This window comes from Pseudoflavonifractor phocaeensis (genome assembly GCF_016901955.1).
GTDB lineage: Bacteria > Bacillota > Clostridia > Oscillospirales > Oscillospiraceae > Flavonifractor > Flavonifractor phocaeensis_A.
In genome coordinates this window covers 15,560-28,966 of sequence record NZ_JACJLC010000010.1, presented here as the reverse complement: position 1 = coordinate 28,966, position 13,407 = coordinate 15,560, and the positions used below count along the sequence as shown (strand labels likewise).

Below are 13,407 nucleotides of genomic sequence, written 5' to 3'. Positions count from 1 at the left end.
CCCTTTATCTTATGCGCCCCCCTCCAGATTTGACTTGCAGTTTTTCTGGGTGAAAGCTATAATGAACTCACTGTATCACAAGCGGTAATCTGAACAGGGAGGACATCGATTCCATGATCCAGACCTTTGAGGGGAAATACCCCAGCATCCATTCCCAGGCCCGGGTGGCCCATAGCGCCGTGGTGGTGGGAGATGTAGAAATAGGGGCCCAGTCCAGCATCTGGTACGGAGCGGTCCTCCGGGGCGACGAGTGCTCCATCCGGGTAGGGGTAGGCTCCAACCTCCAGGATAACTGCGTGGTCCACTGCGACGACGGCTGCCCCACCGTAGTGGGTGACCATGTGACGGTGGGCCATGGGGCTATTCTCCACGGCTGCACGGTGGAGGACGGCTCTCTCATCGGTATGGGCGCCATCCTGCTTAACGGCTGTGTCATCGGGGCGGGCAGCCTGGTGGCCGCCGGAGCTCTGGTGACTCAAAACACCATCGTCCCACCCGGCAGTCTGGTGGTAGGCTCCCCCGCCAAAGTAAAGCGGTCCCTGAGTCAGGAAGAGCTGAAGGGGCATCTGGGCTCGGCGCAAACCTATCAGACGCTGTCTGCTTCTTTGCTGCCGCCCGCCGGTGAACAGGAGAGCGGCCTATGAAGCATACACATCCCGAGCGTCCCAGGTTGAGGGACCAGGTCAGGGCCAGGCCGGGCGTTACCATCGTCTACGTCACCCTCCGCGCCCTGGTGATCGCGTCCCTGGTGGCCCAGGTGCTCCATCGCAATTATGAAAATGTGTTCCTTTGTGTACTTACCCTGTTCCTGTTTACCCTGCCCTCCTTTATCGAGCGATCGATTCGCATCGACATTCCGGATACGCTGGAGATCATCATTCTCCTGTTTATTTTCGCCGCCGAGATCCTTGGGGAGATCCAAGCCTACTACATCCAGTATCCCGGATGGGACACCATGCTCCACACGCTCAACGGCTTCCTCTGCGCCGCCATCGGCTTTTCCCTGCTGGATATCCTTAACCGGAATGAAAAGCTGAAATTCAGTCTGACGCCGGTCTATTTGTCCATCGTGGCCTTCTGCTTTTCCATGACCATTGGGGTGCTGTGGGAGTTCTTTGAGTTCTTCATGGACCAGACCTTCCTGCTGGACATGCAGAAGGACACGGTGGTACATTCCATCGGTTCGGTGATGCTGGACCCCGCCGGAGGCAATGTGCCGGTGTCCATCAAAAATATCACCGACGTAATCGTGGTCACCGCTGACGGCGCCCAGCAGTCCCTGGGCCTGGGGGGCTATCTGGACATAGGCATCATCGACACCATGAAGGACCTGCTGGTCAATTTCATCGGCGCCGTGGTCTTTTCCACCATTGGCTATTTCTATGTAAAGAACCGGGGCAAGGGCAAGTTCGCCCCCCAGTTTATCCCCACCGTAGTACTGGAGGACGAGGATCCCACCAACCCTTCCGCCTGATTTTTTAAAAACGGCGTATAATCCTCCCCGGGACGGCCATACTAAGGGCGTACCACGGAATCAAGGAGGTAATCGCAATGAACCAGACCCCGAACAACAGCATCAAGTGCTCCGTGTCCAACTGCGCCCATCACTGCCAGGGCCAGAACTACTGCACCCTGAACGAGATCAAGGTGGGCTGCTGCGAGCCCAACGCCACCAAGTGCGCCTCCACCGAGTGCGCCTCCTTCCAGCTGGGCAACCACTGAGCAAACCGGCCGTAAGGGCAAAAAAATTCCGCGTCCCGATGGGACGCGGAATTTTTTTACTTATTCCTTGGGCTGAGCGGCAGCCTCCGCCTTGGGGGCGGCCGGCGCAGCCTTGGGGGCAGCCGGCTTCACCTCGGGCACCTTGCCGTCCACGGTGATCAGCTTGCGGGGGCACTTCTGGGCGCAAATACCGCAGCCGATGCACTTCTCGTAGTCGATAACAGCCAGGTTGTTGACCATGGTGATGGCTTCCTTGGGGCAGTTCTTGGCGCACAGGGAGCAGCCGATACAGCCGTTGTCGCACACCTTCCGGGCGTCCACACCCTTGTCGTGGGAGGAACAGGGGATGGTGACGTGGCGGCGGGTCTTGTAGGGCTCCAGGGCGATGATGTGCCGGGGGCAGGCGTCCACGCACTTGCCGCAGGCCTTACACTTCTCCTCGTCCACCTTGGCCACGCCGTCGATGACGTGGATGGCGTCGAAGGGGCAGGCCTTTTCACAGGAGCCCAGGCCCAGGCAGCCGAAGGAGCAGCCCAGGTCGCCGCCGCCGGGGAGCTTGGAGGCCGCCACACAATCGTGGAGGCCCACATAGTTGTACTGCTTATAGTTCTGACCGCAGCCGGTGCAGTGCACCTGGGCGATCTGCTTCACAGAAGCGCCGGCGGACACGCCCATGATCTCGCCGATCTGGGCAGCCACAGCCTCGCCGCCAGCAGCGCAGGCGTTGACAGGAGCGATTCCTTTGGCAACAGCGGCAGCATAGCCCGAGCAGCCGGGAAAGCCACAGCCACCGCAGTTGGCGCCGGGCAGACAAGCCAACACAGCCTCTTCCTTGGGATCTACCTCAACAGCGAACACCTTGGCGGCCACAGCCAGGACCAGACCGAAGATGGCGCCCAGCACAGCCAGGACGACCACAGCATAAATCACAGTTTCCATACTTTTCCGCCCTCCTTAACCAAAGACCTTCAGGCCGGAGAAGCCCAGGAAAGCCAGGGCCACCAGGCCGGCGGCCATCAGGGCGATGGGGAAGCCTTCAAAGGCCTTGGGGCACTCGGAAAACTCCATCCGCTCCCGGATGGAAGCAAAGATGACGATGACCACCAGGAAGCCGATACCGCCGGTGACGCCGTACACCACACTGGTGATGAAGTCATAGCTGTTCTGGGTATTCTGGAGCACCACACCCAGCACTGCGCAGTTAGTGGTGATCAGGGGCAGGTACACGCCCAGGGCCTCATACAGGGAGGGCATGGACTTCTTCAGGAACATCTCAATGAACTGTACCAGAGCAGCAATGACCAGGATGTAGGTCACAGTCTGCATGAAGCCCAAATCAAGCTTCATGAGGATGAACTCGTTGATGGGCCAGCAGATGGCGGAGGCCAGCCCCATAACGAAGATAACGGCAAGGCCCATACCGGAGGCGGTCTCCACCTTCTTGGACACACCCATGAAGGGGCAGATGCCCAGGAACTGGGCCACGATAAAGTTATTGACCAGGATGGCGCCCAGGGCCACGGTAAACAGTTGTGCCCAATCCATTACTTGGCCACCTCCTCAGTCTTTTTCTTGCTGTCCTTGGGGCGGAGCATGTACTGCATGGCAGCGATGAGGCAGGCCAGGGTAATAAAGCCGCCCACCGGCAGGATCATACCCAGGGCGGGAATCCCCTCGGGGATGATCCGGATGCCCTCGCCGCCGTTGAGCAGACCGCCGCCGAAGGTGCCGTTGCCCAACAGCTCGCGGATGACGCACATGATCACCAGGATCACGGTGTAGCCCAGGCCCTGGAACACGCCGTCCACCGCCGAAGCCACCACACCGTTCTTATAGGCGAAGGACTCAGCACGGCCCAGGATGATACAGTTTACCACGATCAGGGGGATGAACAGGCCCAGACTGGCGGACAGATCGGGCAGAAAAGCCTGAAGGCAAAGGTCAACAATGGTAACAAAGCCGGCGATGACCACGATAAAGCAGGCGATCCGGATGTTGTTGGGAATGATTTTCCGCAGCGCGGCGATGATGATGTTGGCCAGGGTCAGGATCACCAGCACGGACACGCCCATACCCAGACCGTTGAACAGAGTGGTGGTGATGGCCATGGTGGAGCACATGCCCAGCAGCTGAACGGTAACGGGGTTCTGATAGAACATACCGTCCATAAATTGCTTTTTCACATTCATTACTCGTACCCTCCTTAGCCCATGCTGGCCGCGGCGGCAATGGCGGAGGTGACCGCCTCGCACACGCCGCGGGAGGTGATGGTAGCGCCGGTGATGGCGTTGATCTCGCCGCCGTCCTTGGTCACAGCCACAGTACCGGTCTTACCGATGAACTGATCGGCAAAGGCGGGCTTACTGGCGTTGGAACCCAGGCCGGAGGTCTCGCCGGTGCTGACGATGGAGGTGCCGGTGCAGGCACCGGAGGCGTCCACACCTACCATCACAGTGAAGTTACCGCTGAAAGAGGTGGCGGGCTTCACCTGCACCACGTAGCCGGCGTCGCCGGCACTGTAAATGTTCAGCACGCTAGCGTCGCCGCCGGTGTACTGGTCGGTGACCTCAGTATAGCTGTCGGCAGGAAGCACATCGGACATGGCCTTCTCCTGCTTCAGCCGGGCGTTCTCTTCAATAAAGGGCTTGGTCACATAGTTGGTCAGACCCAGCAGCAGGGCGGTGACCGCACAGATGGCAAAGAGCACGATGACCAGAGTGGCCATGCCAGTCTCTTTCTTCACAGCAGTTTCACTCATGGCTTAGCCCTCCTTTCCGGCCTTGGCCTTGGCGGCGGCCTTCATTTCCTTGGTGACGCCATAGCGGTTGGGCTTGCCCACCTTGTCAATGAGCCACACGCAGCAGTTCATGATCAGGATGGAGTAGGAGACGCCCTCGGGATAGCCGCCGAAGTAGCGGATGAACACGGTCAGCAGGCCGCAGCCGATGCCGAAGATAATTTCGCCCTTCTTGGTGACGGGGCTGGTCACATAGTCGGTGGCCATGAAGAAGGCACCCAGCATCAGACCGCCGGTGCACAGCTGATAGGCCATCCAGGTCAGCCGGTCATTGCCGCCCATGGGGAAGATAAAGGTGAGCACCGCCACAGTGGCGATGTAAGCCACAGGGATGCGGGCCCGGATCACCCCCCGCCAGATCAGGTACAGGCCGCCCAGCAGCAGCATGAGGGCGGACACCTCGCCGATACAGCCGCCCACATTGCCCACAAAGGCGTCCAGCAGGGAGGCCTCAGGCAGCAGGCCGCCATGCATGAAGTCGGCAGACAGGGGGGTGGCGCCGGTGACGATGTCGGCGCCGGTGAGGGTGACGGACCCGGAGAGCAGGCCGGCCCACTTGTCGGTGCCGATTCCGGGAACGATCCAGGTGGTCATGGCCACGGGATAGCACAGCATCAGGAAGGCCCGGCCGCCCAGGGCGGGGTTCATAAAGTTCTGGCCCAGGCCGCCAAAGAGCTGCTTGACCACCACGATGGCGAAGAAATCGCCGATGATGAGCATCCAGTAGGGCAGGGTGGGCGCGCACACGAAGGCCAGCAGCACGCCGGTGACGGCGGCGGACAGGTCCTTGTTGGACATGGACTTTTTCATCAGCTTGCGGTAGCCCCACTCGAAGAACTCGCAGGCCACCACGGAGATCAGGGTGGCCACCAGGGCCCGGGGCCCGAAGAACACCACGCCCATGACCAGGGCGGGCACCAGGGCGATGAGCACATCCCTCATCAGGTTCTGGGTATCGATGGGAGAGGCCACGTGGGGGGACGAGGCCACCGTCAGATTCAGCTTCTTTTCCTCATTCATGCTTTGGCCGCCTCCTTTGCCGCTTTTTCCTTGGCCGCCAGGTTCCGCAGTTCACCCTTGGTCACCCGGAAAGACTGGACCAGATGGATGCGGGCGGGGCAGATGTAGTTGCAGGAGCCGCACTCAATGCAGTCCAGCACGTTGAGGGCTTCCGCCTCTTTCCACATGCCCTTTTCGGCGTACAGGTGCATGTACACGGGGGTCAGGTGCATGGGACACACGTTGACGCACCGGCCGCAGCGCAGGCACACCTCTTCCTCTACCACGGGAGCGGCCTCACGCTTGGTGAGGCAGAGCACGGCGTTGGTGCCCTTGATGCAGGTGACGTCCAGGTTGTACTGGGCGATGCCCATCATGGGGCCGCCGGTGAGGATGCGCTCGGGGGCCTCTTTGAAGCCCTTGGCCTCATCGATCAGGTGCTGGAAGGACACGCCCAGAGGCACCCGCAGGTTCTTGGGCTCCTGGATGGCGTCGCCGGTGACGGTAAGTACCCGGTGGGTGACAGGCTTGCCCTCCACTACGGCGTCATACACGGCGGCGGCGGTGCCTACGTTGAACACGGCGCAGCCCACATGGGCAGGCAGGCCTCCGGGGGGCACCTCACGGCCGGTGATACGCTGGATGAGCTGCTTCTCAGCGCCCTGGGGGTACCGGGTCCGCAGGGACTCCACAGTGATGTCTCCTCTGCCACCCACCAGGTTGCGCAGGTGCTCGATGGCGTCGGGCTTGTTGGCCTCCACGCCGATGACGCCGGTCTTAAGGCCAAAGCACTGCATGAGGATCCGCAGGCCGGCGATGACCTTCTCGCCGTTCTCCAGCATGAGCCGGTGGTCGGCGGTGATGTAGGGCTCACACTCGGCACCATTAAGGATGACGGTATCCACCTTGCCGATGCCCGAGCTGATCTTCACATGGGTGGGGAAGCCAGCGCCACCCATACCGGTGAGGCCGCCCTCCTTGATGATGTTGACCAACTCGTCGGTGCTCAGCTTGGTATAGTCGGGATGAGGAGTAAGCTCGGAGCCCCAGGTATCCTGGAAGTCGTTCTCGATCACCACCGACATGCATTTGCCGCCGCCCACGTAAGGCCGGGGCTCAATGGCCTTGACCTCACCGGACACGGAGGCGTGGATGGGGGCGCCCAGACCGGCCACCTCGCCGATCTTCTGGCCCACCTTCACATGGTCTCCCACGGCGACAATGGGTTTGCAGGGGGCACCGATATGCATTGCCATAGCGATGACCACCTGCTTTGGAGCGACGCTGAGAGGCGCCGTCTCCTTGTGGCGTGCCAATTCCTTCCGGTCATGGGGGTGCACGCCGCCGTAAAAGCTTTGCTTCATAGGTCCACCTCGCAAATCTGACCCACACACGGGGTACTGTTTTGAGTTGTTTGACCGGTATCTCAAACAGAATTATCATACAGCATATTGGTGTGAATGTCCAGTTAAAACCATCAAATTTCCTTTTGTTTTTCAAGTAAACCCGCAAGTTTTTCTGAACTTGCGCTGATTTGGGCACATATTCCCTCAGTCCACTCATTTTCTAAACTTTTTAGTTTATTTTTGTTCACTTCCCATTGCATACCCTCGGTTCTTTCCTGCTTTAATTGGTTAAAATGCAGAAGTTGCAAAACTCGGATTGACAAATCTCCCCGGGGCGGCTATCATATTGACTAATCTTTCATAGCCCAAAGGCGATGATCGGGACAGTACGGACGGCGCGAACGCGCAGAGAGGGAGCGGCTGGTGTAAGCTCCCGGGAGGCCGCTCCGGAAGGTCACCCGGGAGCCGCCCTGCCGAGCTCGGTAAGCAGGGCCGTTCGCCCCACGTTATCGGGGAGAGAGTGCGCGGGGTCTCCCCGCGAAATTAGGTGGTACCACGGAGCATCATGGCGGCTTCGTCCTATGGGACGAAACCGCCATGTTTTGTTTTTCCCTATTCTACCAAAGGAGGTACAGACCTATGAGAATGAAAACCGCTCAGATCCTGATGGAATGTCTGCTGGAGCAGGGTGTGGACACCGTATTCGGCTACCCCGGCGGCACCATTCTGAACGTATACGACGAATTTGAGCTCCATGGCTACAAGGACAAGATCCGCCATATCCTCACCGCCCATGAGCAGGGGGCCTCCCACGCCGCCGACGGCTACGCCCGCTCCACCGGCAAGGTGGGTGTGTGCTTTGCCACCTCCGGCCCCGGCGCAACCAACCTGACCACCGGCATTGCCACCGCCTACTACGACTCCTCCCCCGTTGTATTTATCACCTGCAACGTCAGTGAGAACCTCATCGGCAAGGATTCCTTCCAGGAGGTGGATATTACCGGCATCTCCATGCCCATCACCAAGTGCAACTATCTGGTAAAAGACCCCAACACCCTGGCCGACGTGCTGCGGGAGGCCTTTGCCATCGCCCGCACCGGCCGCCCCGGCCCCGTGCTGGTGGATATCGCCAAGAATGTCACTGCCGCCGAGGCCGACTATGAGCCCCTCCCCCTGGCCGAACACCCCAACCACGGCCGTCTGGCCGCCATGCTCCGCCGGGCCAGCCATGAGCTGAAGGCCCCCGAGCCCGACGCCGGGGACATCCAGACCCTGCTGGACATGATCGAGGAGGCTCAGAAGCCCCTGGTACTGGTGGGCGGCGGCGTCATCCGCTCCAAGGGCGCGGTGCCCCAGTTCCGCAAGTTCATTGAGACCCTCAACGCCCCGGTGGCCTCCACCATCATGGGCGGCGGCGCCTGCCCCGGCAACCATCCCCTGTTTACCGGCATGATCGGCATGCACGGCTCCCACGCCTCCAACCACGCCAGCGACCAGTGCGACCTGCTCATCGCCGTGGGCTGCCGGTTCTCCGACCGGGTGGCCACCGATCCCGCCACCTTCGCCCCCAACGCCAAGATCGTACATATCGACATCGACCGGGCGGAGATCGACAAGAACGTGGTCACCGATCACCACATCATCGGCGACGCCCGCCGGGTGCTGGAGCTGCTCAACGCCAAGCTGCCCGCCCACGACTACCCGGAGTGGAAGGAATGGGTGTTCTCCCACAAGGAGGTCCCCCTGAAGAAGGACGAGATCCTCCACCCCCACGAGATCCTGGAGACCATCCAGGAGGTTACCGACGGGGACGCCATCATCACCACCGATGTGGGCCAGCACCAGATGTGGTGCGCCCAGTACTACCACTTCTCCCGCCCCGGCCAGCTCATCACCTCCGGCGGCTTCGGCACCATGGGCTTCGGCCTGGGAGCCGCCATGGGAGCCGCCATGGGCAATCCTGGCAAGGTGGTGGTCCAGTGTACCGGCGACGGCTGCTTCCGCATGAACTGCCACGAGCTGTGCACCGCTGAGCACTACAACATCCCGGTCATCACGGTGATCTTCAACAACCGTACCCTGGGCATGGTGCGTCAGTGGCAGAATCTGATCTACAACAAGCGGTTCTCCCAGACCGACCTGGACCGGGGCCCCGACTTCGTCAAGCTGGCGGAGGCCTACGGCATCCAGGGGGAGCGGGCCGCCAACCAGCAGGAGTTTGAGGCCGCCTTCCGCCGGGCCGTGGCCGCCGGCCGTCCTTACGTGATCGAGTGCGCCATCGACAAGGACGCCATGGTCCATCCCATGATCTCCGCCGGTACGCCGGTCACTGACTTTATTCTGGACTGAGGAGGGTGTGGAAAATGAATGAGATGAATGCCACCCGCCGCACCCTTTCGGTGCTGGTGGAAAACGCCGCCGGCGTCCTGTCCCAGGTCTCCCGGCTGTTCTCCCGCAAGGGCTATAACATTGAGTCCCTGGCCGTGGGCACTACCGATGACCCCACGGTGTCCCGTATCACCATCGAGGTGTGGGCCGACGCCCCCATGATCGAACAGATCATGAACCAGCTGCGCAAGCAGTATCCGGTGTACTCCGTCCAGGAGCTGAAGCCGGAGCGTTCCATCCGCCGTGAGCTGGTCATGTTCAAGGTGAAGGCAGAGACCCACGATATCCGCAACGAGGTCATTCAGATTGCCAACATCTTCCGGGCCTCCATCATCGACGTGTCCCTGAAGTCCCTTACCCTGGCCCTTATCGGCGACGAGACCAAGGCCGAGGCCATGCAAAAGCTGCTGGAGGCCTTCGGCATTCTGGAGCTGGTGCGCACCGGCATGGTTGCCCTGGAGCGGGGCGCCTATACCATCGAGGACGAGACCAAGGAGCAGACCGAGTTCAACCTGGGCAAGAATTTCCTGTAACGTTTCTATCGGTCTGCTCCTGGCCGCCAACGGCGGCCCGCCGCTGTGCGGCGTCCAAGCGTTTTGCGCAGCAAAACCTTGCCGCAGGCGGAATTCATTTCCGCCGAGGAGGTCAAATCCGCCCGAAGGGCTCCCAAATGCGCAGGCGCATTTGGGAAGGCAGACCGAGTTTAACCTGGGCAAGAATTTCCTCTAAGAATAAGAAACAGCGTGGAGATATGGTATCCGGCAAAGCCGGATACCATATCTCCTATCTTCACTCTTTTTTTCAAGATTGTATCACAGTTATCATTCTTTTTCCCGCTGCTGTGTTATCATCGTTGCAAGCTAGCGAAACCTATTTACAAGGAGTGTATCACAATGGCCAAGATGTATTATGAGAAGGACTGCGACCTGTCCTATCTGAACGGTAAGAAGATCGCCGTCATCGGCTACGGCTCCCAGGGCCACGCCCATGCCATGAACCTGAAGGATTCCGGCTGCGACGTGTGCGTGGGCCTGCGGCAGGGCTCCAAGAACTGGGCCAAGGCGGAGGCCGCCGGGCTCCAGGTCAAGACTGTTCCTGAAGCCGCTCAGTGGGGCGACATCGTCATGATCCTCATCAACGATGAAGTCCAGGCCGAGGTGTACAAGAAGGACATCGCCCCTTACATGACCGAGGGCAAGGCCCTGGCTTTCGCCCACGGTTTCAACATCCGCTATCAGCAGATCGTGCCGCCCGCCGGCGTGGACGTGTTCATGGCCGCCCCCAAGGGTCCCGGCCACACCGTCCGCTCCACCTACGTCAATGGCAAGGGCGTGCCCTGCCTGGTGGCCGTGGAGCAGAACGCCACCGGCAACGCCTACAAGATCGCCCTGGCCTACATCGCCGGCATCGGCGGCGCCCGGGCCGGCGTCATGGAGACCACCTTCCACGATGAGACCGAGACCGACCTGTTCGGTGAGCAGGCTGTCCTGTGCGGCGGCGTAGTGGACCTGATGCGCTGCGGCTTTGAGACCCTGGTGGAGGCCGGCTATGAGCCTGAGAACGCCTACTTCGAGTGCATCCACGAGATGAAGCTCATCATCGACCTGATCAACAAGGGCGGCGTGGCTGCCATGAACTACTCCATCTCCGACACCGCCGAGTACGGCGAGTATGTGTCCGGTCCCCGGGTCCTCCCCTATGAGGAGACCAAGAAGAACATGAAGGCCGTGCTGGCCGACATCCAGGACGGCACCTTTGCCGGCAAGTGGATCGCCGAGAACAAGAACGGCCGTACCTTCTTCAACTCCAAGCGGGCCGCGCTGAAAAAGCACCAGATGGAGATCGTGGGCGAGGAGCTGCGCAAGAACATGATCTGGGGCGGAGATACCGACCTGGACACCGCCTCCAACTGAATTTACCGAAAAGGGGCTGTTGCATTGAGTTGCAACAGCCCCTTTCGCTTTTATTGCTTGGATGGAGATGCTTATACGCTCTGTTCCGCTGGGACCTTTTCCAGCAGCTTGCGCACCCCCTGGACCACCACGACCACGCCCAGGGCCAGGATGAGCACAGCAAAGATGAGCTGGAGCCCGGCGCCCCAGGCGGTGAGCACGCTGGCGCCGTCCACCGTGGTGGTCATTCCGGCCACCCACTGGTAGGTGCCGTCGGTAATCCCTGCCACCAGTTTGCCGATGGTGATGCCCAGGGCGGTGAAGGTCACCGCCGCCATGGTGAACAGAGGCACCCATAGCATGAAGTTCTTCCGCTTGGTGCGTTTGAGGAACACGGCGCAGGCCAGGAAGGCCAGGGCGGACAGCAGCTGGTTGGAGGCGCCGAAGAGGGGCCAGATGGAGTCGTACCCCGCCTGGGTCAGCAGGTAGGCCAGCACCAGCGTGAGAACGGTGGCAAAATACTTATTGGTGAGCACCCGACGCAAAAGGCTCATGTCCTGCGCCCCAATGGAATCGTCCTGGAACAGCTCCTGGAAGGAAAGCCGGCCCACCCGGGCCACTGAGTCCAGAGAGGTGAGGGCGAAGGCGGACACCGACAGGTTGATGAGGGTGAATACCACATCCTGGGGCAGGCCCAGCACCGCCAGAAAGTTGGTCACCCCACCGGCGAAGATCTGGGTGGGAGTGGCGTAGCCCAGGGCGGCGGTCTCGGCGGAGGAGGAGAAGGAGGCCACGGCGATGAGAGCGATGACCGCCAACATAGACTCCATCAGCATGGCCCCGAAGGACACAGGGAGCATGGACCGCTCGTTTTTGATCTGCTTGGAGGCGGTGCCTGAGGACACCAGGGAATGGAATCCGGACACTGCGCCGCAAGCGATGGTCACGAAGAGGAAGGGGAACAGGCTCTGGCCGCCCACCACAAAACCGGAGAAAACAGGCAGGTTGACAGCGGGCCGAGCCACCAGGACCCCCACCACCGCGGCCACGATCATGGCGATAAGCAGGTAGCTGTTCAGGTAGTCCCGGGGCTGGAGCAGGATCCAGATGGGAGCCACCGAGGCGATGAGCACATAAATAAACACCAGGATATGCCACTGGTTCAGGCCGATGTACAGGGGGAACTGGAGCCCCAGCACAATGGCCGCCACCAGCATGACCAGGGCAATGGCGGTGTTGACCCACTTGTTCCGCTTACCGTAGCGGAGCAGCAGGCCCAAAAGAATCGCCTCCACAATGAAGATCATGGACGTGGTGGCCACCGATCCGTTGGCCGGCACAGGGGTCATGACCCCGTCCGCCGCCGTCTGGAAGCCGTTAAAGGTGCCCGCCACGATATCCACAAAGGCTGCCACCACCAGAATGGAGAACAGCCAGCAGAACAGCAGGAAGAGCTTTTTCCCTGTCTTGCCGATGTAGGACTCAATGATGTAGCCGATGGTGCGGCCTTTGTTCTTCACCGAGGCGTACATGGCGGCAAAGTCCTGGACGGCGCCGAAGAACACACCCCCCAGCAGGATCCACAGCAGCACCGGCAGCCAGCCGAAGCCGGAGGCCTGGATGGGTCCGTTGATGGCGGCGGCTCCCGCAATGGACGCGAACTGGTGGCCAAAGACCACGTTGGTGTCGGCGGGGACGTAATCCACGCCGTCCTCCAGCTCATAGGCCGGGGTCTTGGCCTTGGGGTCGATGCCCCAGGTTTTTGCCAGATAGCGGCCATACAGCAGATAAGCCGCCAGCAAAACCACGATGGCGATGATCATGATGATCAGACCATTCATCACTATAACCTCCTTCCGGCCAGAGAATGAGCTCCGGCCTGTTCCATTCCCGCCCCTGGGCAGAAACTTTCCCTATTTTACCAAACCGGGTCCCGCTTGTAAACAAGCGCCTACCCACATAGGTGTTTTGCGCTTATTTAAACCATATATTGTCATTTTTACAGTCACCCATCCGACTCCCGCTTTGGCTCTGGCACCAATCTAAAAAACTGTTGATGGAGTATCACCCAATATCTCCAGGCCAGGAACAGGAAAACAACTCCCGGGCAAAGCCTTGGACTTCCCTGTGTTTTCAGGTTGATTTCAACATACTACCGCAGAGCGGACAGTACAATAGTCAGGCGTACCCCCCCCCACCCCGGACAGGACCGTGTCTGTCGGCGTCCATTTCAATGGCACATTTTGTTACTTTATGTTGACTT

Annotated in this window: 14 protein-coding genes and 1 other annotated feature; of the genes, 6 read left to right on the top strand and 8 right to left on the bottom strand. The window is 60.3% G+C overall.

All coding sequences use genetic code 11. The annotated features are described in order from the left end of the window. The first annotated feature begins 113 nt into the window (after window positions 1–113). From H6B51_RS03875 to H6B51_RS03865, 3 genes are all read left to right on the top strand, one after another. Window positions 114–644: a gamma carbonic anhydrase family protein gene (locus H6B51_RS03875; protein WP_204882429.1), complete on the top strand. Its 531-nt coding sequence runs from the start codon at window positions 114–116 to the stop codon at window positions 642–644. Further along, window positions 641–1,474, top strand: a complete 834-nt coding sequence (locus H6B51_RS03870) for a DUF2238 domain-containing protein (RefSeq protein ID WP_204882428.1) — start codon at window positions 641–643, stop codon at window positions 1,472–1,474. Before H6B51_RS03875 ends, H6B51_RS03870 begins: the two co-directional genes overlap by 4 nt. 77 nt (window positions 1,475–1,551) lie before the next feature. Next, window positions 1,552–1,722: a DUF1540 domain-containing protein gene (locus tag H6B51_RS03865; RefSeq protein ID WP_204882427.1), complete on the top strand. Its 171-nt coding sequence runs from the start codon at window positions 1,552–1,554 to the stop codon at window positions 1,720–1,722. A gap of 60 nt (window positions 1,723–1,782) precedes the next feature. Here H6B51_RS03865 and H6B51_RS03860 read toward each other — a convergent pair whose 3' ends face one another. From H6B51_RS03860 to H6B51_RS18035, 7 genes are all read right to left on the bottom strand, one after another. Beyond that, on the bottom strand, window positions 1,783–2,661 hold the full coding sequence (locus H6B51_RS03860) for an RnfABCDGE type electron transport complex subunit B (RefSeq protein ID WP_204882426.1): 879 nt from the start codon (window positions 2,659–2,661) through the stop codon (window positions 1,783–1,785). Window positions 2,662–2,676: 15 nt separating this feature from the next. Continuing rightward, window positions 2,677–3,267, bottom strand: a complete 591-nt coding sequence (rsxA, locus tag H6B51_RS03855) for an electron transport complex subunit RsxA (protein ID WP_204882425.1) — start codon at window positions 3,265–3,267, stop codon at window positions 2,677–2,679. Then, window positions 3,267–3,911, bottom strand: coding sequence for an electron transport complex subunit RsxE (rsxE, locus tag H6B51_RS03850; protein WP_204882424.1), 645 nt, complete (start codon window positions 3,909–3,911; stop codon window positions 3,267–3,269). The genes rsxA and rsxE overlap by 1 nt, the downstream gene beginning before the upstream one ends. Window positions 3,912–3,925: 14 nt before the next feature. After that, entirely contained in the window at window positions 3,926–4,480 is a 555-nt protein-coding gene (locus tag H6B51_RS03845; RefSeq protein ID WP_204882423.1) for an RnfABCDGE type electron transport complex subunit G, read from the bottom strand. A 3-nt stretch (window positions 4,481–4,483) separates the two neighbouring features. Then, window positions 4,484–5,539 (bottom strand): RnfABCDGE type electron transport complex subunit D, encoded by a 1,056-nt coding sequence (locus H6B51_RS03840; RefSeq protein WP_204882422.1) that lies wholly within the window; start codon window positions 5,537–5,539, stop codon window positions 4,484–4,486. After that, entirely contained in the window at window positions 5,536–6,882 is a 1,347-nt protein-coding gene (gene rsxC / locus H6B51_RS03835; protein ID WP_204882421.1) for an electron transport complex subunit RsxC, read from the bottom strand. The genes H6B51_RS03840 and rsxC overlap by 4 nt, the downstream gene beginning before the upstream one ends. A gap of 113 nt (window positions 6,883–6,995) precedes the next feature. Beyond that, window positions 6,996–7,124, bottom strand: a complete 129-nt coding sequence (locus tag H6B51_RS18035; RefSeq protein WP_275967499.1) for a hypothetical protein — start codon at window positions 7,122–7,124, stop codon at window positions 6,996–6,998. A 105-nt stretch (window positions 7,125–7,229) separates the two neighbouring features. Beyond that, window positions 7,230–7,449, top strand: a binding site (T-box leader). A 54-nt stretch (window positions 7,450–7,503) separates the two neighbouring features. On the opposite strand from H6B51_RS18035, the gene ilvB reads away from it, so the two are divergent. The 3 genes from ilvB to ilvC all read left to right on the top strand — a co-directional run bounded on the left by ilvB (window position 7,504) and on the right by ilvC (window position 11,165). After that, window positions 7,504–9,213 carry a biosynthetic-type acetolactate synthase large subunit gene (gene ilvB / locus H6B51_RS03830; protein ID WP_204882420.1) on the top strand — a complete coding sequence of 570 codons (1,710 nt, stop codon included), beginning with the start codon at window positions 7,504–7,506 and terminating at the stop codon, window positions 9,211–9,213. A gap of 14 nt (window positions 9,214–9,227) precedes the next feature. Beyond that, window positions 9,228–9,785 carry an acetolactate synthase small subunit gene (gene ilvN / locus H6B51_RS03825; protein WP_087187708.1) on the top strand — a complete coding sequence of 186 codons (558 nt, stop codon included), beginning with the start codon at window positions 9,228–9,230 and terminating at the stop codon, window positions 9,783–9,785. A 360-nt stretch (window positions 9,786–10,145) separates the two neighbouring features. After that, entirely contained in the window at window positions 10,146–11,165 is a 1,020-nt protein-coding gene (ilvC, locus tag H6B51_RS03820; protein ID WP_204882419.1) for a ketol-acid reductoisomerase, read from the top strand. A 71-nt stretch (window positions 11,166–11,236) separates the two neighbouring features. On the opposite strand, the gene H6B51_RS03815 is transcribed toward ilvC, so the two are convergent. Next, the gene (locus H6B51_RS03815) at window positions 11,237–12,985 is read right to left on the bottom strand and encodes a carbon starvation CstA family protein (protein WP_204882418.1); all 1,749 of its coding nucleotides are present in this window, start codon (window positions 12,983–12,985) and stop codon (window positions 11,237–11,239) included. Between the last annotated feature and the right edge of the window lie 422 nt (window positions 12,986–13,407).